The organism is Nostoc sp. NMS4 (assembly GCF_017115095.1).
Lineage (GTDB): Bacteria > Cyanobacteriota > Cyanobacteriia > Cyanobacteriales > Nostocaceae > Nostoc.
This window is the reverse complement of sequence record NZ_JABXKI010000165.1, coordinates 32,675-53,943: the sequence shown is the minus strand read 5'-3', so window position 1 is coordinate 53,943 and position 21,269 is coordinate 32,675. Positions and strand designations below refer to the sequence as shown.

17 protein-coding genes are annotated in these 21,269 nt (G+C 40.6%); 6 read left to right on the top strand and 11 right to left on the bottom strand.

All coding sequences use genetic code 11. From position 1 onward, the window contains the following. The first annotated feature begins 578 nt into the window (after positions 1–578). From HWQ37_RS14075 to HWQ37_RS14065, 3 genes are read left to right on the top strand one after another with little or no spacing between them, the layout of a single operon-like run. Positions 579–2,015, top strand: a complete 1,437-nt coding sequence (locus tag HWQ37_RS14075) for an NB-ARC domain-containing protein (protein ID WP_292748205.1) — start codon at positions 579–581, stop codon at positions 2,013–2,015. Next, positions 2,000–3,958 carry a protein kinase domain-containing protein gene (locus HWQ37_RS14070; protein WP_292748204.1) on the top strand — a complete coding sequence of 653 codons (1,959 nt, stop codon included), beginning with the start codon at positions 2,000–2,002 and terminating at the stop codon, positions 3,956–3,958. The genes HWQ37_RS14075 and HWQ37_RS14070 overlap by 16 nt, the downstream gene beginning before the upstream one ends. Positions 3,959–3,991: 33 nt before the next feature. Further along, positions 3,992–4,996 (top strand): hypothetical protein, encoded by a 1,005-nt coding sequence (locus HWQ37_RS14065; protein ID WP_292748203.1) that lies wholly within the window; start codon positions 3,992–3,994, stop codon positions 4,994–4,996. Here the strand turns inward: HWQ37_RS14065 and HWQ37_RS14060 are convergent. Both HWQ37_RS14060 and HWQ37_RS14055 read right to left on the bottom strand, forming a co-directional pair. Further along, positions 4,957–7,461: a CHAT domain-containing protein gene (locus tag HWQ37_RS14060; protein WP_292748202.1), complete on the bottom strand. Its 2,505-nt coding sequence runs from the start codon at positions 7,459–7,461 to the stop codon at positions 4,957–4,959. The genes HWQ37_RS14065 and HWQ37_RS14060 overlap by 40 nt on opposite strands. Positions 7,462–7,476: 15 nt before the next feature. Next, complete coding sequence (locus tag HWQ37_RS14055) at positions 7,477–9,729, bottom strand: two-partner secretion domain-containing protein (RefSeq protein WP_292748201.1); 2,253 nt, start codon at positions 9,727–9,729, stop codon at positions 7,477–7,479. Between the two features lie 223 nt (positions 9,730–9,952). On the opposite strand from HWQ37_RS14055, the gene HWQ37_RS14050 reads away from it, so the two are divergent. Together HWQ37_RS14050 and HWQ37_RS14045 are read left to right on the top strand one after the other, a co-directional pair. After that, positions 9,953–10,732, top strand: a complete 780-nt coding sequence (locus tag HWQ37_RS14050; RefSeq protein ID WP_292748200.1) for a class I SAM-dependent methyltransferase — start codon at positions 9,953–9,955, stop codon at positions 10,730–10,732. Positions 10,733–11,176: 444 nt separating this feature from the next. Beyond that, a complete protein-coding gene (locus tag HWQ37_RS14045; RefSeq protein WP_292748199.1) occupies positions 11,177–12,118 on the top strand; it encodes a hypothetical protein in 942 nt (313 codons plus the stop codon). Positions 12,119–12,156: 38 nt separating this feature from the next. On the opposite strand, the gene HWQ37_RS14040 is transcribed toward HWQ37_RS14045, so the two are convergent. The 3 genes from HWQ37_RS14040 to HWQ37_RS14030 all read right to left on the bottom strand — a co-directional run bounded on the left by HWQ37_RS14040 (position 12,157) and on the right by HWQ37_RS14030 (position 14,372). Next, the gene (locus tag HWQ37_RS14040; RefSeq protein ID WP_292748198.1) at positions 12,157–12,528 is read right to left on the bottom strand and encodes a hypothetical protein; all 372 of its coding nucleotides are present in this window, start codon (positions 12,526–12,528) and stop codon (positions 12,157–12,159) included. 465 nt (positions 12,529–12,993) lie between these two features. Further along, positions 12,994–13,326, bottom strand: coding sequence for an MFS transporter (locus HWQ37_RS14035; protein WP_292748212.1), 333 nt, complete (start codon positions 13,324–13,326; stop codon positions 12,994–12,996). A 47-nt stretch (positions 13,327–13,373) separates the two neighbouring features. Next, positions 13,374–14,372, bottom strand: coding sequence for an MFS transporter (locus HWQ37_RS14030; RefSeq protein ID WP_292748197.1), 999 nt, complete (start codon positions 14,370–14,372; stop codon positions 13,374–13,376). Between the two features lie 334 nt (positions 14,373–14,706). Between HWQ37_RS14030 and HWQ37_RS14025 the strand changes: the two genes are divergently transcribed. Next, positions 14,707–16,074, top strand: a complete 1,368-nt coding sequence (locus HWQ37_RS14025; RefSeq protein WP_292748196.1) for a glycosyltransferase family A protein — start codon at positions 14,707–14,709, stop codon at positions 16,072–16,074. A 229-nt stretch (positions 16,075–16,303) separates the two neighbouring features. On the opposite strand, the gene HWQ37_RS14020 is transcribed toward HWQ37_RS14025, so the two are convergent. The 6 genes from HWQ37_RS14020 to HWQ37_RS13995 form a co-directional block, all read right to left on the bottom strand. Continuing rightward, positions 16,304–16,894 carry a class I SAM-dependent DNA methyltransferase gene (locus HWQ37_RS14020; RefSeq protein WP_292748195.1) on the bottom strand — a complete coding sequence of 197 codons (591 nt, stop codon included), beginning with the start codon at positions 16,892–16,894 and terminating at the stop codon, positions 16,304–16,306. Then, a complete protein-coding gene (locus tag HWQ37_RS14015; RefSeq protein WP_292748194.1) occupies positions 16,891–17,640 on the bottom strand; it encodes a PIG-L deacetylase family protein in 750 nt (249 codons plus the stop codon). Before HWQ37_RS14015 ends, HWQ37_RS14020 begins: the two co-directional genes overlap by 4 nt. Next, a complete protein-coding gene (locus HWQ37_RS14010) occupies positions 17,630–18,754 on the bottom strand; it encodes an acyl-CoA dehydrogenase family protein (RefSeq protein WP_292748211.1) in 1,125 nt (374 codons plus the stop codon). The genes HWQ37_RS14015 and HWQ37_RS14010 overlap by 11 nt, the downstream gene beginning before the upstream one ends. A gap of 369 nt (positions 18,755–19,123) precedes the next feature. Further along, the gene (locus HWQ37_RS14005; RefSeq protein WP_292748193.1) at positions 19,124–19,249 is read right to left on the bottom strand and encodes a hypothetical protein; all 126 of its coding nucleotides are present in this window, start codon (positions 19,247–19,249) and stop codon (positions 19,124–19,126) included. Beyond that, positions 19,221–20,426 (bottom strand): zinc-dependent alcohol dehydrogenase, encoded by a 1,206-nt coding sequence (locus tag HWQ37_RS14000; RefSeq protein ID WP_292748192.1) that lies wholly within the window; start codon positions 20,424–20,426, stop codon positions 19,221–19,223. The genes HWQ37_RS14005 and HWQ37_RS14000 overlap by 29 nt, the downstream gene beginning before the upstream one ends. 68 nt (positions 20,427–20,494) lie before the next feature. Beyond that, positions 20,495–20,977: an SRPBCC family protein gene (locus HWQ37_RS13995; RefSeq protein ID WP_292748191.1), complete on the bottom strand. Its 483-nt coding sequence runs from the start codon at positions 20,975–20,977 to the stop codon at positions 20,495–20,497. Positions 20,978–21,269: the final 292 nt, after the last annotated feature.

The following is a 21,269-nucleotide window of genomic DNA, read 5'->3' as shown; positions in this document are numbered from 1 at the left end:
TTTTAGTAGTCGCACCAGTGGCCAAACTTTAGCGACAACTTCTTTTGTTCCTTCGAGATCAAACCCGCTCTAGATCAATATGAAATTTGCAATACGCAGAAAGCGCGACTCCTTAGTGGCGCTTTCTGCGTTAGGTTGTCGTACTGTTGTATCTTCACCTCCATGCCTCCTTTCAATTAGCTTGATTTTACAGAAGTTCTGGTCGTTTTACTCAGTTGAGCTAAGAGCTTTCACTCAAATGTATTAGTAGAAGATATTTGGTTTAGGTTAAGATACCTAGACACAAGCTTTTCAAAACAAACCCATTGAGTTAATCAGTGATCAAAAATACCCGCATGCGGTGTTCCTTGGTTGACGCTGGTCAACTTCTTTCACAGTTTTATGCTCAAGCTAGACCGGATAATGTACTAGAGATGCGTTAAATCTCCCTATTAAGATGTAGCATTTAAATCATATAGCCTAGAAAGGTAATTTGAGAACCTAGCTTCAGTTAATAATTGTGAATTTTGTAGACATTTTAAGTACTAATGAGTAAAATGTAACTGTATGTATACCTACTTACGTAAGGAAAAGTCGGCATGAATTCAAGCCAAGTTTTAGACGTAAAAAGAGTATTAGCTGTATTAGAAGAACAAGTGTTTCAATCTACGGGAAGGTATTTAACAGAAGTAGAAAAAGTTCTTATTAAGGGAGTTTGGGATAGTAAAGATTATAAAGAGATGGCAAGTGATTCGGGGTATAACGCATACTATTTGCAGCAGAAAGTAGCTCCACCACTATGGAGTATGCTTTCAGGAATTATTGGTGATGGAGTGAAAGTAACAAAAATATCGTTGAAATCTATTTTGCTTAAACTAGCAAAGAGCGATTATCTGAAGGAAGAGGCATCCAGACTGGATAACGATAGTTTCGTTGGGAATATTAGAATTTATGGGGAGCTGCCTAAAATCAAATCTTTTTATGGACGAAAAGATGAAATTAACTATTTTAAGAAACAAATTACTCTATTTAAAGAGCGCTGTATAGTTTTTACTGGAGTTGGAGGAATAGGAAAAACTTTATTAGCCGCTAGATTGGTTGAAGAAATACTTTTTGATTCTTTAAACAGTATATATGAATGTGTAATCTGGAAAACAATTAATCATTCGTTATCAATTGATGAGTTAGTCATTGATTTAAATAAAAATTTTGACATAGAAGCAAATGAAAATTCTTTTATAGATAGCATATCTTTACTATCAAAACAGCTTCATTTACATCGTTGTCTGCTAGTAATTGATGGATTTGAAAAGCTATTGTTAGCAGATGATTTTGGAAAAAGATTACAATATGAAAAATTCCTTTTAAGACTTACAGAAGGAAAGCATCAAAGCTGCATTATTATAACAAGTCAGTTGCCTTTAAAAGAATTTGCTTCTGTGACTACAAAACTACCTATTCGCTCTTTCAAATTAGAAGGTTTAGATGTAAATACAGGAATGCAAATATTACAAGAAAAAGGTTTAACTGGGCAGGAATGTAAGCGATTAATTGAAAATTATCATGGTAATCCATCAAGTTTAGAAGCGTTGGCTGACAGAATTAATCGTTTTTTTGAAGGGAGTGTTAAAACGTTTTTTAGATATCAAACTACTATGATTGATCCTCAACTTGAAACAATGCTACATCAGCAATTTGGACAAGTTGGACTTTTAAGTAATCTTCAAAGGCAAATAATGATTTATTTAGCAGAAGAAATGTCACAAAATTCGACTCCCATTCAATTCTCTAAACTCATTGATAATTTAAAAGAGCGAGTAGATTTAAAGTTGTCAGTTTTTGAACTAATAACAGCAATAGAAGTTTTAGAACAACGCTCGTTAATTGAAATTGCTGGGAAATCAAACAAACGAGAAGCTAGTTATAGTTTACAAGCATCTATTAAGAAGTATATTTTAGTTGATCCATTGGGATTAGTGCATAAAATACCAGATACAATACAAACAAGGGAAGTTACCTTGTGGGCTACTGCATAAATCCTCTTTGCACCCAGCGTCATAATCCTGATAGCGCTGAAAATTGTTTAGCATGTGGAAATCCATTGATAATAAACGGGCGTATTCGTTTGCTGCGCCCGTTGCGTTCTTTAGAGCAAAATCCATATACTTACACAGATGTCTTTGAGATAGAGGATACTGGCACAGAAGAACATCCTCAGCCTCAGATAAGAGTAATGAAAGTATTAAGATGGATTGATGATTCTAAGTTAGTTGAGCTACTTAAAAGAGAATCACTCATATTACAAATCCTAGACCATCCTGGGATTCCCAAGTCTAATAGGGAAGATTATTTCACATTTAGACTGAATGATAATCTTCTAGAACTACATTGTCTAGTTATGCATAAGTTTGAAGGAGAGAACTTAACTCAGTGGGTACAATCTTACGGACGAATTAGCCAAGATACGGCTTATGAATGGTTATTGCAGTTGATGGAGATTCTTGATTTAGTTCATCGGTCTGGTTTCTTCCACAGAGATATCAAACCAGAAAACATTGTTCATCAACCCGATGGGAATTTAGCACTTGTTGACTTTGGTGGAGCAAGACAGCTTAGTAGAACCTACTTTGCGAAAGTTAGTACCAGTGGAGGAACTACTACAGGATTCGGTAATGGTTACGAAATAACTGCTGTTAGGACAGCTTGTTACTCTCCCTTAGAGCAAATTCATGGACAAGCTGTACCACAGTCAGACTTTTACGCTTTAGGTAGAACTTTTGTTTACTTAGTCACAGGTATTTCTTTAATTGAAATCAAAATGGACGAGCACACAGGAAGACTAATTTGGAGAGATAAAGCACTTCACATAGATAAATTTTTGGCTGATTTACTTGATGATATGATGGCTCCTTTTGTAGGGCAGCGCCCACAAAGTACTCAAATAATAATACAGCGTTTGGAGCGCTTACCTAGTAAATCAAAGCTTAATCGAGTAATTAAATCAAAGCCATTTCAAATTAGTGCGTTTGTATTAGGCTTAATGAGTATTGTTGGTTTGATATATGCATCTTTACCTCTAGTAGCAAAATATTATTTAGATTCCGGTAAAAAAGCTTATGCAGAAAATCAATTTGACCAAGCTGAGAACGATTTTCAAAAAGCAGTGAATTTGAATAATAGCTTAAAATACACAGTAGCAGATTATTTTTTTAATCAAGGTAAAGAAGCTTATAAAGAAAATAGGAATGCCGATGCGGAGAAAGACTTTCAAAGAGCAATAAAGTATGGACATAATTTAACTAACTCAGTCTCATTTTTTTACTTTGAGAAGGGTTTACAGCATCAAAATGAGCCTAAGATTGCTAGAAATAATTACGAACTAGCTATAAAATATAATCCTAAAGATGATAGTGCTTATAATAATTTAGCAATTGCATGTCAGCAGTTACATGACTACAATTGTGTTAACAAAACTTACGAGATAATTTTTAAATTAAAACCTAATAAATGGGAATCACATTACGGATTAGGTGATTTTTATGATAGACAGGGAGAATATGATTTAGCACAAAAGCAATATGAAATCGCTATCAGAAGTAGCGATCAAGCAATATTTGCTGTTGCAGGTTTAGCAAGATTGAAAAATAAAAAAGGGGATTACAACGCCGCAGCTACTTTAGCGTTAAGCGGGTTAAAAAAAACTAATAATAAAGAGTTGCAAGCATCGTTGTATAAAGATTTAGGATGGGCAAGGTTAATGCAAAATAAGTTAAATGAAGCACAAAAATATTTAGAAAAAGCAACAAAGTTAGACAGTGAAAGAACAGATGCATATTGTTTACTATCTCAAATAGAAGAATCATTAGGCCAACTTAATTACGCCAGAGCTTATATAGATGCTTGTATATTGACTAAATCTAGCCTACCAGAAGTGTTTGTCTGGAGAGAAGAATTACTAGATCGCATACTTGACAAATGATAAGATGCTAAGACAATTTATGTTTGTCAAACAATGAAAAAGCTGATTTTTTTGGGGGGAATGTGCTGTTTAACTTCTCTAATACTAATTCACCTACCATTGCTAGCCAATGTACCGCTCATAAGAGTAAGAAGAAATCAGGCTCGTTGTGAGCCACAGTTAGGAAGGATAGTAAGCAAAGGCGACAAACGATTTGAAGTAGGAAGTTTAATTTGTAAGGGAGATGAATTAGAGGTTTTAAATGGTGGTTCTGTACAATTCTTATGTTTTAGTTCTGGAAAATTTTTAAATTTACCTAGTGGGACTATTCCTCTTGATAAATGTGCAGAATCTGAACAAGCCTCATCTCCTTGCAATCCAAGCAACACTGATGGATGTCGCATACAAAAAGGTGGCACAGAAGGGAGCGATGAGCCAACAATCATTTCTCCTTATAGCACATCAACATTGAATTCTCGTCCCGAAATAATTTGGACTGCTGTTAAGGGTGCTACTTCTTACAAAGTCAAAGTAAAAAGTTACGAGTTTGGGTGGGAGAAAGTTGTAAATCAAACTCGGCTTGCCTACCCAAGTGATGAAAAGGAATTTCAACCAGGTACTCCATATACAATAGATGTTTTTGCATATATTGATGGTCAAGCTTTTAGCTATGATGAAACGTTTGTGGACGTATTGTCTGTAGCAAAGCAAGAACAAATTGCACAAAAGATTAAACGCATCAAAGACTTAGGGCTACCTCCAGATGAAACTATTCTTGACATAGATGTTATCTATACGGCAGAAAATCTTTTAAATGAAACAATTGAGATGTTAAAAACGGCAACAGCAACTAATAGCCAAAATCCGACTCTTTACAGAGTACTGGGCGATCGCTATCTCAAGTCCAAGTTACCAAAGGAGGCGAAACCCGAATACCTGACCGCAGCTGAGTTAGCCAAAAGCAGTAAGAATTCCAAAGAGTTAGAAAAAGCCCAATCAGGGCTAAAATTAGTGGAATTTTACAACCAGCTTCCAACCAGTAGGAACCCACCCCAATAATAAGGCTTTTTATATTTAGGATTTGACAGTAAACTCAATTGCGCCTGACGTAGTGCTTCTGCTTTTGGCAAGCCATTGTTCAAACCTTTATAAAATTCTTGCATAAGCAAAGCGGTAGAATTGGCATCCACGCGCCACAAAGTAGCAACAGTACTACGCGCACCTGCGGTAGCAGCTATTCCCGCAATACCCATTGCTGACTGCTTGTTGCCTTTAGCAGTTTCGCAGGCGCTGAGAACAAGTAACTCAATTGCATCTTGACTATTTTCAGTTTTACCTCTGATTAAGCTGTCAAAGTCTCTAATATTAATTAGCTTGTCATAGGCAACCAGTACTGTTTTGAGTGGGTCAGAACTAAATTGACCGTGGGTAGTAATATGTACAATAGGAAAATTATTTTGAGTTAGTTCTTCTTTGAACCTTTTAAGGGTAAACTTCTTGTCTAACAAGGCAACTGACGATAAGGTTTGTTTTTCTACATTTTCTATTTCTTGTTTAGATGGGAGCAAATTCTCCATATTTTTAGGTGCATTTGGATCTATAGAACTGGGGCTTAGTTTTGATAGTCCAGCTATTAAAGCTATCATCTGGTTTTCATGCAAGACTCTAGGCTGTCTAATTCTGGAACCTAAAGTTTCTGCAATACTGTAACGCTCTATTAGATAATGTTTTCCATCATATAACAATGCCATTGGTATGCTTTGGAAAGATTTATCTAAAGTGAATACGAGTGTTCCTGATGGGGGTAGATATGTTTTAATTGGTGCAATTAGCTTTTCATAAATTCCTTGAGAAGAAGTAGTAATGCTACTTTCGCCTACTTCAGAAAAATTTTCATTTTGTAAAGCTTCTAAAAGATGATCTATCTGGAATCGAACTAGTTTAGATTCAATAGAATGGTGGTGAAGTGAGCCATCTGTTGACTGAGTAATTACTTCTATAGTATCCCCTAAATCAATAATGTGAATAACTGTTGGGGCGCTATTGAGGTTCTGAAGCTGATTCAAAGCAACAAGGTCAAGCTTGCCACATCGAAGAAAGTTTTCTAAGCGTGCTATCTGCAATCCTTCATTTATCTCTATTACTTTTTTTAAATCAGGACTAGGAGATGCTAAGAGTAATCGCATATAATTGCGATAGGTCGGCTCCATTTCCTCCTGAAACGATAACTGTAAATCTCCGTTACTTGACAAAAGACTATCACGAACTTGAGTCATGTTTGCGATCGCAGCATTATAGTTCTGAATCGCTAACTCAGTTTTTCCCTGCTTTTGGTAAATTAGTCCTAACTGCTGCTGCCATTGGTAGGCGATATCCGAAGCCCGAATTGATTGAGCAAATCCTAGAGCCTTCTGAAAATATGCCTGTTTTTGTTCTGTTTGAGTTGATAATTTACCCAAAGTACCAAAACTATAGGATAACCATCGGATACTATTAATAGTTTCAGCCATTTTTAAGGCTAATTTAGTATATCGAATCGCTACTGATTTCAATTGTTCATCTGGAATCTGGCTGAGGTTATTAGCAAAATTCAACCGAGCATGAATAGATGGCTCAGGTGATAACTCCAAAAAGGCAGAAGAATTTTCATCTATTTGATTCACCAATACTCGAATTTGTTGATTAACTTTCAGATGGAGGTTTGCTTGATTTGGTTGATGACTTAGCCATTTTTCCCAACTTATCAGTAAAGTCAAATGATTCAACTGAGCTTGCAGTTTCGCTGATTTCGAGATATTTGGTATGTTTTCTAGTATTTGGTAATACAAGAGTGATTTTTGCGCCTTTTGTGGAATAATATTAGCAATCTGCTCTCGAAAAAGTGGTTCCTCTATCCAAGAAGATTTATCTTGCAATTGCTGATAAATTGACTGTTCGATATTACCCAGAGACAGATAAATCCCACTAATCTTTGATGAGGATACAAGTTTTGCCAGCGTTAATGTTTCTTGTAGAACTGTTTCCGATTCAGTAAACTTCCCCAAAATCCGCAAGACTTCTCCTAGATTCTGTAATCCAAGCAAGTTAACTGATGTTGGTTTCTGCTTACCGATTACTGCCGTCAGTTGCTCTTTTTGAGCAAGAGCGGGTTGCTGCAAAGTCGGATCGCAAATATCTAGAATTGTATTCAACTTTAAAGCTTCTAAAAGAGTATTGCAAGCTTGTTTATGTAATCCTAATGCTTGGAAAGCAAGGTTTTGATTAATTAGGCTTTCCGTAACTCCCTCTTGGTCGTTTAGTTGGCGATAAATTTTGGTAGATTCCTGCCAAATTTTTAAAGCTTCATTCGCCTGATCTAGAGCTAATTGTTCGTGACCTGAAGAAGTCAGGGATACCGCTTGATTTTTGAGAAATTCTTCTTCTTTTTTTACAGTCTGGGCAGGGGAAGATGATTGAATTAAAATTAGAGACAGCCCTAGAATGCCTGAGAAAAGATATTTAAAGCAACATTGAGGTGAGATCATTTTTATATCTTTTGATCACTGAGATCCTGAAAAACAAGAACTTGCAGACAGTGAAGCATTATCCCAGGTTGGATTTGCTTGGTCTGTCGTCAAAACTAAATTCCCTTGAGAATCCCGAATCAAAACGTTGGCTTCTATGATTTGTGTAGCTTGGTTACTTATTAATGATTTAGGATTATGTGAATTATTAAAAACTGGAACTGGAACAGAGTTACTTTGCTCAACATTGTTAGACATCAGGTTGTTAGGCTTAGATTGGAGATTGCGAGTACTACTAACTCGAAAACTACTTACTTCTGTGCCTGCTGGTGACTGACAAACTGGGGTGATTTGAGGAGTTATTGGAATTACTTCTGCTTTTAGTTGAGTAGAGTAAATGTTAGTATCAGCGATGTTGTATTTAACCGTACCGTTAATTCCATACTTGGAACTAGCTGTTATTAAGCTATTAAGGGAAAGGAATAGTCCCTTAGCATTAATTGTGATATTCCCACCACGACCCTCAAAGGCATTTGCGGTGATTCTGCTATTTTTTATTGCAACTAGGATATCTGTGTTGATAGTGATGTTGCCGCCGTCACCATTACCCCCAGCAGTTGCAGTAATGATACTGTCACGTAATTGTAAGTCACCAGAGTGTAAGAAAATGTCGCCTCCTTCGCCCTTTGTGCCGCCCTCTGTGCCAGCTGTGATAGTACCTCTGTCTAGATTGATACTGTCTGCGTTGATTCGGAGGGTTCCTGCATTTCCTTGTCCTGGCTGAAAGTTGAGATTTTTTGGAATTTTTTCACCACCAATATTTACTCTCCCACCATCAGTGACAGTTAATCGTTCTGCTTCGATTGTCAGATTTCCGGCCTTTCCAGTTCCTCCAGTTCGAGCTGATATTCTGCTAGGAGAATTACCAGTTAATGACTTTCCGGTTACTTGCACTTCTTCGTGAGCAGTTATAGATACGTTGCCTCCCGAACCCTGCCCAAATGTGCCTGATGATATCACTCCTCCAGAGCGTAGACTTAACCGCGCAGTTTCAATCTTGATGTTACCGCCAGAACCGGTAGATCCTCGTTGGGCCAAACTTGTTATGGAACTGCCTGCATTCGCTGTTGGTTTTCGCAGCACTTCCACTGAATCATGAGCTAAGACCTTTATGGAACCAGCATTTCCAAAGCCATACGTACCAGCAGCGATCCCTGCTCCATCCCGGACATTTAACCGCCCAGTTTCAATATTGATGTTGCCACCCGATCCGGTAGCTCTTGGGTAAACTAGGCTCGATATACCAGTGTTGAAAAACGAATCAACTTCTGGTAATCCCACCAGGTTCACTGAATCTGAAGCATTAATTTTCAATGTTCCTCCCGTTCCTGCTCCTAATGTGCTGGACTCAATCTGAGAACCACCGTCTAGCATTAGCTTCATGGCTTGTATTTGAATATTGCCACCACCATTCCCACTGGCATCAACTGCTGCTGCTCCAGATAACTGGATCTCTCCAAAGGCTGAGATGCCTGAATATCCCAACGTCCAGCCTTTATCTGTAGGAATCAGATTGACCAAACCCGCTCCAGCCACGCTGCCTAATTCAATCTGTCCCCCTGTTGTTTTAAGCGTTCCACTTGAGAGTAATATATTACCACCCACCAAAGCTAAGGTTTGATTTGGCTGCACGCGCAGACCAGAACTAGTATCTATGAGGTTTGAAGTTTTTCTTATACCTTGTCCGTCTCCAAAGACGCGAATATTTCCAGCATTTGTCCCAAATCCTAATCCCACAGGCACGCTCACTGTCAACAGAGGTTCTGCACCACTAAGGGGTTTAGCATCGAAGGAGATGCCATCAGCAAATTTAATATTACTGGCAGTAGTGCCGAAAAACGAGCCGCCAATGTTCAGTGAAGCATTCAGCCCAAAAATAATCCCATTGGGATTAATAAGAAATACGTTGGCTATGCCGTTAGCTCGAATTAAACCATCAATATTAGATACTGAGCTACCCGTCACTCTTGTCAAAATGTTTTGGATGTCTGGGGCATTTTTGAAATAGACTGCGCTTCCTGTGGGTACAGAAAACTGTTCAAAGCTATGGAACAAATTGCTTCCGGCTTGGGTTCCTCCAGTTATCGCACTGGTATTATTACCCTCTATTGTGACGCTGGAGTTGACTCTTAGGGTTGCATCTGGAACAATTTGTGCCGCAATTGGCTCCCAAGGCAATAAACAAAACAAAGTGCTGCCCTTAATAAGCCAGGATAAAGCTTTTGTCATAAATCATAGTAAAAGTTTCTCGGTTGGTTTCTGAATTATTTTTAGTACAGACTTGCACCCTGCACCCGAATGATTACCAATCATACAGATTAATAGTAGCGGTAGCGTCTTGTCAAATTGGATTGGAGACAGAGGCTTTTTCTCTAGTGGTAAAACTGTTAATATTTTCTAAAATCCGAGCGAAAGTGATCGGGAGTAAAATACGTTTGTGGATTTATCAGTGATGAACAGAAAACGTAGTGAGTCCTTTAATGAAGTTGCAGAAATCTATGATGCAGCACGCCCTAGCTATCCATCTCAATTGATTGAAGATGTAATTGAGATGGCTAATCTTCCAGATTCAGCTTCAATTTTAGATATTGGAACAGGGACAGGTAAGGGAACTGTTCCATTTGCTGAAAAGGGCTATGCTATCTCCTGTTTAGAGCCAGGTGAAAGACTGATTGCAATAGCATCTCAAAATATGCGTTTATATCCAAAGGTGACATTTGAGACAGTGACTTTAGAGGATTGGAACTTACGCCCAAAAGCCTTTGATTTAGCAATATCTGCTCAAGCCTTTCATTGGGTAAATCGTGAAAAAGGGTATCCAAAAGTTGCACAAGCTTTAAAAGAAAAAGGTTATATTGCGTTTTTTTGGAATTTCTCTATTTTACCCGATACTTCAATATTTCAGGCGCTCAAAGAAACGTTTAAAAAATATGTATCTACAACAATATCTAATGCTAAACCATCCTCAGTTGAATCACTAATAAAAAAAAGAGAAAACTGGATATTAAATAGTTTTTGTTTCAAAAACCTAGTGGTCAAACAATATCCTTGGTCTATTGATTATGATGCAGAGCGATATCTAGGTCTTCTGAAAACTCAAACTGCTTATCAAGAATTTACTGAAACTGAAAAGCAGGATTTTTCTGATGCTATTATACAGATATTAAATGCTCACGGTGGATATGTTACTAAACCCTATTTATCGGTTCTTTTCTTTGCTCAAAAAATTTAAATAAGCCCTTTCATTCTAAATAAAACTCAATATCGAGTGTGGGTTACAACTCATCTCAAACCCGATACGGAAAAACTACGGGTTTCAACCTAGATGAGATTTATATAGTTACCCCAAATGTAATACTCGCTGTTAAATAATCAATCATTAGCCGTTGTTTTACCCATGTGCTGAAGAGGGTATTTTCTAGAATAAGCTGAAATTGAATTCAGTTGGCAGAAGTCAGAAATCAGAATTGAATTCAGGCTCCTGACAACTGAAGTCTTTCTTGTTAACTGTGGTATTGGACTGATTTTCGTCAAAGTATTCTTCCATCGGTGCAAAATATAAAAAGCAATGAAAACCCCAACCTGTTTAAAGGATGGGGGCATAAATAAAAACACTATATTTCATGATCACACAATTCAATATTTGTTCGACTGCTGTCAGCCTAGAGGTGGGGCAATGAACAAACCACCATCTAGACGCAAGAAAGTTATCCCTCTGGCATCTGGTGAACCAAAGCCAGCAACCGACTCTGCTCCCGAAAATACTTCTGGCCAAGACAACCTAGCCTCAGCAACGATTACGGTGACTGCTGTTGAAATAAGAGAGTTGACCGAGGAAGAACAAAGCTTACGCTTGCAATTGGAACGTCAGGTAGAAAGGGCATTTTTGTCAGCAGGTCAGGCGCTGATGGAGTTGCGGGACAGACGGCTGTACCGTTCCACGCACCGGACTTTCGAGGAGTATTGCCGCGAACGCTTCAATTATAGTCGTGACGCGGCGTACTTGAAGATTTCGGCAACTGTGGTTTATGAGAATCTTCAAAAGTTTTTGCCGACCAATGGTCGGCAAATTCCAATGCCGACCAACGAACGACAATTGCGGTTTTTGGCGAAAGCAGAGTTGGAACCGGCTGTGCAAGCGGATGTCTGGCAGCAGGCAGTAGAGCAAGCTGGCAATAAGATTCCATCCGGTCGCATAGTGAAAGATGTTGTGGATAGGATACGTGAAAGGACGAAAGTACCCAATCCTTACCATATTGGTGAAATATGCATTCTTCTGCCTAAAGATGACCCAGACTTAAGGGGTAAAGCGGGTTATTGGGGCGTGGTAACTCATGTTGGCGAATATAGTTGTACAGTCCAGACATGGGACGGCGATTATACCGTGAAGATTGAACACCTGAAATCACTGGAATTGCTTGATGAAGATTGCCAATTCATGCAGCAGCTATGTGTGAGGTTACGGCAGTTGCATCAAGTGGCCAGCCGTGAAGAAGCTGTGGATTGGCTGTTGCAGGGGTTGGGGAAACAAGCTAAACCGTATCTGTCATCCTTGCAGGCAAAGCTGCTGGCTGCTGTGGAACGGGAGTACAAAATCGAGTGGAGGCAACAGAAATGATGGTGCAGCGAGGAAACAATAATTTAATGCAACAAAGTTTACTTAACGAGTTCACTTTCAAATATTTCTCGCCACAATTCAAATTCTGGACAATTGCACCAAAGGGTAACGAACCCATCAAAAAGTTTAATTTCTGAATTTTTAACTCCCCTCGGAAGAACTTGGATCAAGATAGGAATATCCAAATCACATTTCCAATCTTCTATTTCTTTTTGAAGTTGGGCAATAGTGTCTTGATGGAATCCTCGGTCGTTGTTAGAACACTGAACAAGTAAACATCCACTATCAGAATCTTTGACTCGCTTGATTGAGAAATTAATCTGCGTCCACATTGATTGGACTTCATTGAAAATATTAGGCAAACCATAGTGATTGCCTAATATTGCCTTTCGGCGTTTCGATTCACCCATAAGTCCCCCTCAGCAATACAAATTTTGACAAGGATGACGAAGAAGATAAGGAATCTTCTGACGACGAGTAAGCTCAATAGCGCTCAGACTAACCCTCTGGGGGTTATTAACTACTAATACTATTGTAACGATAAATCAAGGGTTTCAAGCATTTTGCAGTTGCAGGGGTTGAGGATTTTGCTAAACCGTATCTGTCATCCTTGCAGGCAAAGCTGCCAGCAGTTGAGAGAGAGTACAACCTTGTTTGGAGACAGCAAAAGTGACGATACAGCTAGTAAACAAGAGGTTAATCCAACAAATCCACAATGCAACAGTGCAATAAATAACTCGTTGTATGAAAGCGGTAAGCGAAACGATCCATTACCTGGGTGATACTGGCAAAAGCGCATCAATGAAACTCATTGGTAACTCTATAGTGGCAACCAAAATTGAAGCTTTAGGGGAAGGGCTGATTGCTTATTAGGTCTAGTTGTGTTCTGTTTTGGTCGTATCTTGCGATTGTGATTCTTTCGTTTCCGGCATTTTCAGCCACAACCAAAGAAGTCCGATCGCAGCGATAACGCCTAATGTGATAAAACCAACTTTATAACCTGCTGCTTTGACCAAAAAACCGCTTGCTAGGTTGCTAATAGCAGCACCGATGCCAATCATCGTATTGATTGCTCCTTGTGCCAGATTAAATCGCCCGGTTCCTTGGGTTAAATCTGCAACAATAATTACAACTAGTACTGTAAAAATACCCGATGCAATGCCGTCTAACACTTGTACTGAAACTAAAAACCAAGGGTTGTGGCTTATAAGCTAATCGGCATTTAAGTTGCATAAAAGCAGGGCTGAAGCCCTTACTACAAGCGAATCATTCTGGAAAAATGAATGACGATTAGCTTAGTATAAAGCCCAGTCCGAACTAAAACAGCAGTAAAAGCAATTAGTAGTAATGGTTTTCTGCCCCAACGGTTGGCGGCCGTTCCTGCCCAACCAGCTACGGGAATCATCGTTAACTGTGTCACCACAATGGCAGCAGAAATGTAGAGTGAGGGAGTGTTTTGCTGTCCTGCGGTTAACTCTTGACTAACTAAAGGTAGTAGCGCCCCATTCGCCAGATAGAACATAACTACAGACAAAGCAAAGATGATCAACGTGCGATTACCCAACAAATCCTTAACCGTAGCACGTTCTTTATTGTCATTTTCTGGCTCATCACCGCGAGCCTTTGTATTGTCAATATCTTGATTGCGAATCTGAAAGACTGAAAAAATGGTAACAACACACAAAACTACTAAAAAGTAAAAAATCCAAATTCGTCCAGCAAATTGTCCTAACAAACCAGCAACAATTGCTGCACACACGTTGCCTGTATGGTTAAATACTTCGTTGCGCCCTACCCGCTTGTTTAAACGGTCTTTTCCTACCACTCCCAGCGAGATAGCTGAAACTGTTGGGACAACGATTACTGCTGATATACCAATGACAGCCTGAGCTGCCACCACAGCAGGCAAAGCCGAAAAGTTGACAATCACCATATAGCTAATTGCAACAGCTAGAGTAGCTGTTGCAATCATTAACCGTTTATGACGTGAGGCATCAACTAGCGCCCCCGTTGGTGTTTGTGCCAGAATTCCAGCAATGCTAGTGGTCGATAGAGCAATACCTACTTGGGCTGGATTCCAATGACGATCTGATGCTAAGAAAATTGCCAAGTAAGGTTCAAAAACATCTCGCACATCGCCCAAAGAAAGGTTGAGCCGATCCAAACTACGAACAGATGTGGTTTTAGAATTACTCAAGGAATGTTTATAACGACCAAAAAGCAGGTTATTAATCTTACGTTTAAGTTTTTGCATAAATCTGCTTTGGTCTGATTAGTTACTATTAAAATATAAATCTTAATAATATGTCATATTATTTATCTCATTCTTAAGACTGATTATTAGTAAAAAAATTAACTAAGATAGATGATTTAAGTATGATTTTCTAGTCTGAAATTTGACGTTAGCAAAAATATATAAAGAATATTCCTTGATTAGTAAAGCTTTTAATGAGAGTAGACAGACTTGAGTTTTTGATAGCTGATGTTTGGAGAGTTTTAATCAACACTAATCATACTGTAGGTAGAGCCAAAACAAATGAGAGAATATCCAAAATAGAGTTACAAATATTAATAATTTCTGATCGTGGATGAAATCTTGTGTAGCTGCTCCTGGAGATGGAAAAATGGTTTTTATGGAAAGTAAACGCTTGCTCTCCGTTGCTGACTTTCCATCTGTACAGCAGGGTAAAGAATTTTCTCAAACTTTAGTCCAAATACCACCGTCACCGCATTGTGAAGTTTGTGTAATCGTTCCAGTTCGCAATGAAGCTCAGACGTTGGCAGCAACCCTTACTGCCTTGATAAATCAAGTTGATCTACAAGGACAGCTTTTAGATCCCAGACGCTACGAAATAATTTTGTTGGCAAATAATTGTACCGATGATTCAGCAGCTATAGCCCGGAGTTTCGCAGGACAACATCCAGATATAGCACTGCATGTAGTGGAAAAAACTCTGCCTCCTGAACAAGCCTATATTGGTCGAGTGCGTCAGATTTTAATGGATGAAGCCTACCGCCGTTTGTGTAGCTTAGGACGCACAAGGGGGGTAATTGCTTCAACTGATGGAGACTCGCAGGTAAGCCCAAGTTGGATTGCTGCTAATCTGTATGAAATTAACTGTGGTGCTGATGCTGTAGGTGGGCGAATTCTTGTTGAGCGCTCTGGCCGTGCGGATCTACACCCTTACGCCAGAGCTTGCTATCTGCATGAAGTCGGCTACCGCTATTTAATTACCGAGTTAGAAACTTATCTCGATCCCGACCCCTATGACAGATTTCCCGGACATTATCAACACTATGGAGCAAGTTTAGCAGTAACAGCAGAAATGTATGCACTGGCTGGAGGCTTACCACCAGTGCGGACTCCTGAAGATGTAGCTTTTTACCGTGCTTTGGTACGGGTAAATGCCCGTTTTCGCCACAGTTCTCTAGTGCGAGTAGTAACTTCGGCAAGACAATTTGGACGTACCAATGTTGGTTTAGCAAATCAGCTGAATGAATGGATAGAAATGGGACGGCAACAGCAATCATTTGTAGTCGAGCCAGCAGGGGCGATCGAAACTCGTTTTGTTGCCCGCCGCCAATTACGAGTGATGTGGTGGTGCGTTCTTGATGGGTATCAGCCAGATCATAAGAGCGTCGTATCCTTGGCAGAGATGCTGGGAGTTTCAGTCCAATGGCTTATAGAAAAATTGACCCAACCTTATACCTTTGGTCACTTGTTTGAACAAGTCGAAGAACGCCAGCAGTCAGAACAAATTTGGGCTTCGCGCTGGAAATTTGTGGAAATTGAACAAGCAATTGGAGACTTGCGCTTGTGTCTTGAGAGTTTACGGCTCAGTCGGAGCAAACTCCAAAGAAATTCGACCCCGGATGATTTGGAACCACGTAAAGAGCTTTACCCTACGAAAAGCCTAGAAAATGGGGGTCTTAAACCCTTGATCGAATGGCACTAAGTTAACATACAGCCCTTACCCTAACTGCTTCCCAGCCTGGAGGCTCCGCCTCCTCTTTCTTGAGCAGAGGCAGAGCCTCTGGGAATCCGTTCCCAGCCTACACGCTGGGAACGAGGCTACACAAGCCTTTAGGCTTTTCTTAGTGCCATTCGTTCCTGGTTATCTTGCCAGACAACTGGAGGGCTACTGAAAGCCCACGTTGTACGCGATAGCGTCAGCATCGGGTAGTTTACACTCGCTCGAATAAATCAAGTCGATATTCTTCATCCCGTTGACCTTTTAAATGCCGCAGTTTATTTGGGGTCAATTCAAAAAACGAGTCATGAACTTCATCCCCACTCAATGGATAATCACGAGCATAGAGTGTCCAATGAACTAAAAGTAGATGTCCTCCAGGTTCCAGGTGTTCCAAAATGTACTCTTGGGATTTTTTCAGGTCTTCCCAGCACCAGTAATAGCCAACTTCCGAGACTAGGGTCAAATCAAACATCTCATCAGGATATTGCTCTGGGACACGCATAATCTGGAACTTGATATTGGAGAGATGCTGACAGCGCTCTTTTGCTCTATCCTGCGCCAGTTCTGATACATCAACTGAGAGTAGTGAGTCACAACGTTCTTGCAGTTTTTCAGTCAAAACGCCAATGGAACCACCGATTTCAAAGGCAGACCGATAGCGCTCTTTGGGTAAAGCTGCGATTGTGGCAGCATATTTGTTAGCTTCGTAAACACTTGTCTCAAACTTCCACGGGTCAGGATTTTCGCTGTAGAGTTTATCAAAGTAGCTAGGTGGTAGCGAATTAGATTGTAACGGGTTCATCGGTTTTCCTCTATATAAACTTCCCAAGGATGAGTAAAGTTTGCTAACATTTCGGGAGTTAGGCGAAAGCCTTCTGGATCATCATCAATTAAGTCTGTAGTTTGGGAACGATAAGCAGCGATCGCTTGCTGTTTTAACTCCACCACTGTGCTAATATTCAACCGCCAGGTTGTCACCTCAAGAGATCCTGGCAGACTCTTTCGTTGGTCACAGTCCCAATCCCAAATCGGATACTCAATCAATCGGGGGGATAAGGGCAAGTCATCCAGCACTGTGTGAATTAACTTCCACGTCCCTCGGTGGTCTGCATGAGGATCATATCGCCAGGGTAAAAAGATAATTTGTGGGGCGATTTCTGTGATGTAAGCACGACAACTAGCTATTGCAGTTTGATACTGTGTTGGTATTGACCCATCCTGCATTCTACAGAAGGTGACATCATTAACCTCTACACCCAGTAATTTTAATGCTGATAGCGTTTCCGCTTCCCGCAGAGTTCGCAGTTTATCTGGTGGATATTTCTGGGAACGAGGGTGTGAAAGAGTACCATCACTGATGACTAACACTTGCACATGACAATTTAAAGACCGTAACAGAGCGATCGCCCCCCCACAACCTAATGTCTCGTCATCAGGATGGGGGGCGACAATCAGTGCCGGACTACAAGCGATCTCGTTAACTGAACCCCAGGGCAAAACATTAGGATTGTCTAGTGGTAATGCAATCAAGCCGAATTCATTCATCATTCCAAAGCATTGAAGCCGGATTACTTTCATGCAAGACATATTGCCCGACATTTGCCAAAGCCGCATCAAAGGCAGGTTGACGCAGATATAGAGTCAAATCTCGGATAATGCGTTCCATCGGGTTTGGTGGTAGTAAGCCGCGAGTTCCAACAGAACGCTGACATAAATGCATCACATCAATGCAAATTTGTTCAATTGCTGTCCTGACCATGTTTGCATAGGCAACAAGTTGGTTTGCTTGCGGGTGGAGAACAGTAGGATCGCCACCAAACACTGGCGCATAGGCTGCTACTCGATCCGCAGCCCCCCGCAGCCAGAGATTACCACTTTCAATGGCGATCGCCATTCTGCCAAGCCGTTCCTGTTGATATGGATCGTTTGTATATTCCAACTTTTGGAGATACTGACGAGTTAGGTTAAACAGTGCTTCTGCCCCACCTAGTTGTACAGCAGCAAACCGAATCACTCCAACAGATAACCAAGGCTGTCGATAGTAATCTCCTGGCTGGCCGATTAAATAGCTCTGATCCAACTCGACACCGCTAAAATCCACTTTGTAACTAGCAGTAGCTCGCATCCCAGAAGGTTGCCACCAAGCGGGATCGCTAACTGTTGTCACTTCGTCCATTGGCACAATGCACATTTGCCAACCGCCTTCTGGCAATACTCCATTCACAAAAGGACGTTCAACATAGCCAGTACCAGTACAAAATGTTTTAGAACCTTCCAGGCGATAACGCCCATTTTCACAAGGAATTATCTTCACACCATCAGAGGCTTCAGCATTCCAAACGCCAAATATTTTCTGGCGATCGCGGGCATCACGGGCGCAGCTTGTGATTTGTTCTATAGAACCAAAAGTCTGAATCAGTTGTAGGGCATTGATATGTCCTTCATAAATTCGCCCAACTGCCAGATTGCCATGCCCTATCTGCTTTAATAGCATTAAAAGCTCGTAGGTAACATTAGCATCAATTCCTGCACCCCATCCGCCTAATTCTTTCGCCAATGGTGCAGTCAATAACCCAGCCTTAGCAATTAGCTCAAACTCTTGCTTAGGAAAAGCAGTATTGCAATCTATTGCAGTGGCATTGTTTAAACAATAATCCGCAATTTCTGTGGCATGTTTTAGATCCAGAGCAATGTTAGAACCATACCATTTGGGAATGACGGTATTCTTTAATAATTGGATGCTAATAGCCGACTCCTTTCTGTAATATTTCTTTATATCTTGTTAATAGTAATTAAATTAAATCGGTTAGCATCTCTATCTTTTGTCTGATTATATACTCCACAAAAGGGAGATTATTGTATGCATAAATTATTTTTTAGCGTAGGACAACTGTAGAAAGTAAAATTCTCTTTCAGAGGTTCGTGGTGTTCAGATCCCCGACTTCGCGGAAGTTGTCGGGGATCTCGCAGCCTGGCAAAATTAATGGCACAGACCACTAGTAGGATGAGTACTTTATTCTTTGGAAGCCTTTTATGCTGGAACTTGATCTTTTTCTTGCCGCATCCAGAAACGATGTTGAGCGATCGCATCAAAACTCAAAGGTAGCCTCAGAGCCTTGCTGCCGATTTTATGCAGCCTGACCTGGTTTGAGGACAATCTTAATGCAATTGTCTTTCTTGTCTTTGAAGATTTCGTAGCCGTGGGGAGCTTGCTCTAGCGGCAAACGGTGGGTAATTACAAACGAGGGATCAATATCGCCGTTTTGAACGCGATCGAGTAGCCTTTCTAAATATCGATGTACGTGCGTCTGTCCTGTTTTCATGGTTAAGCCTTTGTTCATAAAAGCACCCATTGGTATCTTGTCTACAAAGCCTGTGTAAACACCGGGAACCGACACCGTGCCGCCTTTACGACAGGCAACGATCGCTTGACGCAATACATTGGGGCGATCGGTTTCCAGTCGCACCGCTTGCATCGCTTTGTCATAAAAGCCTTCTAAACCCATGCCGTGAGCTTCCATTCCTACCGCATCCATGACCGAATCAGGCCCCATTCCCCCAGTCATTTCTTTGAGAGCTTCACCCACCTCGATTTCTTCATAGTTCAGAATTTCTGCTCCCCCATCTTTTGCCATCTGGAGCCTTTCGGGAACGCGATCAATGGCAATTACACGTCCAGCACCCAGCATGAAGGCACTTCTAATGGCAAACTGCCCAACTGGGCCGCAACCCCAAATTGCCACCGTATCCCCTGGTTCGATGTTGCAATTTTCGGCTGCCATATAACCAGTAGGGAAAATATCAGTGAAAAACAGGACTTGTTCATCTGCTAGTCCATCGGGAATCTTGAATAACCCAACATCGGCAAAGGGAACGCGGGCATATTCCGCTTGACCTCCTGCGTAACCCCCGGTCAAATGGGAGTAGCCAAAAAGACCCGATGGGGAATGACCCATCATTTTTTCTGCCATCCAAGCGTTGGGGTTAGAATTATCGCACAACGACCATAAATCCCGATTGCAGAAGAAACACGAGCCGCAGGAAATTGTAAAGGGAACAACGACGCGATCGCCCATGGCAAGGTCTTTGCCTTTGTTATGGATATTTCCATTTTTAAAAGCACTCCCTAGTTCAACGATCTCTCCCATGAATTCATGTCCCAAGATGTCGCCTGGTTTCATCGCCGGGTTGAAACCGTTATACAAATGTAAATCAGAACCACAGATCGCCGTTGACGTGATTTTCACAATCGCATCACGCGGATTAATGATTTTAGGATCGGGTACGGTTTCAACCTCAACCTTGTTTGTACCTTGCCAACAAACTGCTTTCATTGCTTGAGTTTCCTAAAGTTAAGTTGTTCGTCAAATGTGAAATCTATTTACGGAGTTGGGTTGAATATTTATCCTTTCCCCTTTGGTTGACCTTCTGTTGTCGCAATCTCCCCCGTTTCCATCAGCATTTTGAAGCGGTGTAAATCATCTCCTAGCTGCTGTTCGGGTGATTCACCAAAGAGTTTGGCGATCGCATCTCCGATCAATCCACCAGGTGGATTGTATTCAGTGACGACTTTCACCTCAGTACCGCGATCGTTCAGTGCTGGCTTGAAGTGGACAGAACCAGAGTTTGCAATATCTGCGCCTTCAACTGAAGTCCAACTAATCAATTGGTTTTCACGATCTTCAACAATATTTGCATCCCATTCAACACTTTTGCCTAACGGTGCGCTAGTTATCCAGTGCGATTGCTTGTCGTTATATACTTTCACGTCTTTGATATGCTTTGTAAAACTGGGCAAGTTCTCAAAGTTATGCCAAAAGCGGTAAAGTTCTTCTGCTGGCTTGTTGATCGTGACAGTTTTTTCAACCTTAATGCGTTGATTCATAACAATTGTCTCATTAGGGGCTTATCGATCAAATATCGAGCGCAGTCCGGCCGCCGTTTCACTAGTTTCCTGCTTTGCCTTATTAACCAAGGCTCTCATGCCAAAGAGTTTATGTGTAACGTTAGGCTAGTTGGTTGCTCTGGAAGCAATAGGTAATCATGTTCAAGCAGTTACTATGACAATCTAAGTAAGTTTGAATAAACTGCTGCATCTATGGATTTACTTGGTGTAGTTAAGCCTGGGTTATGACATTTAACATTTATTAACGATGCTATTTCATCTTAGGAAGACA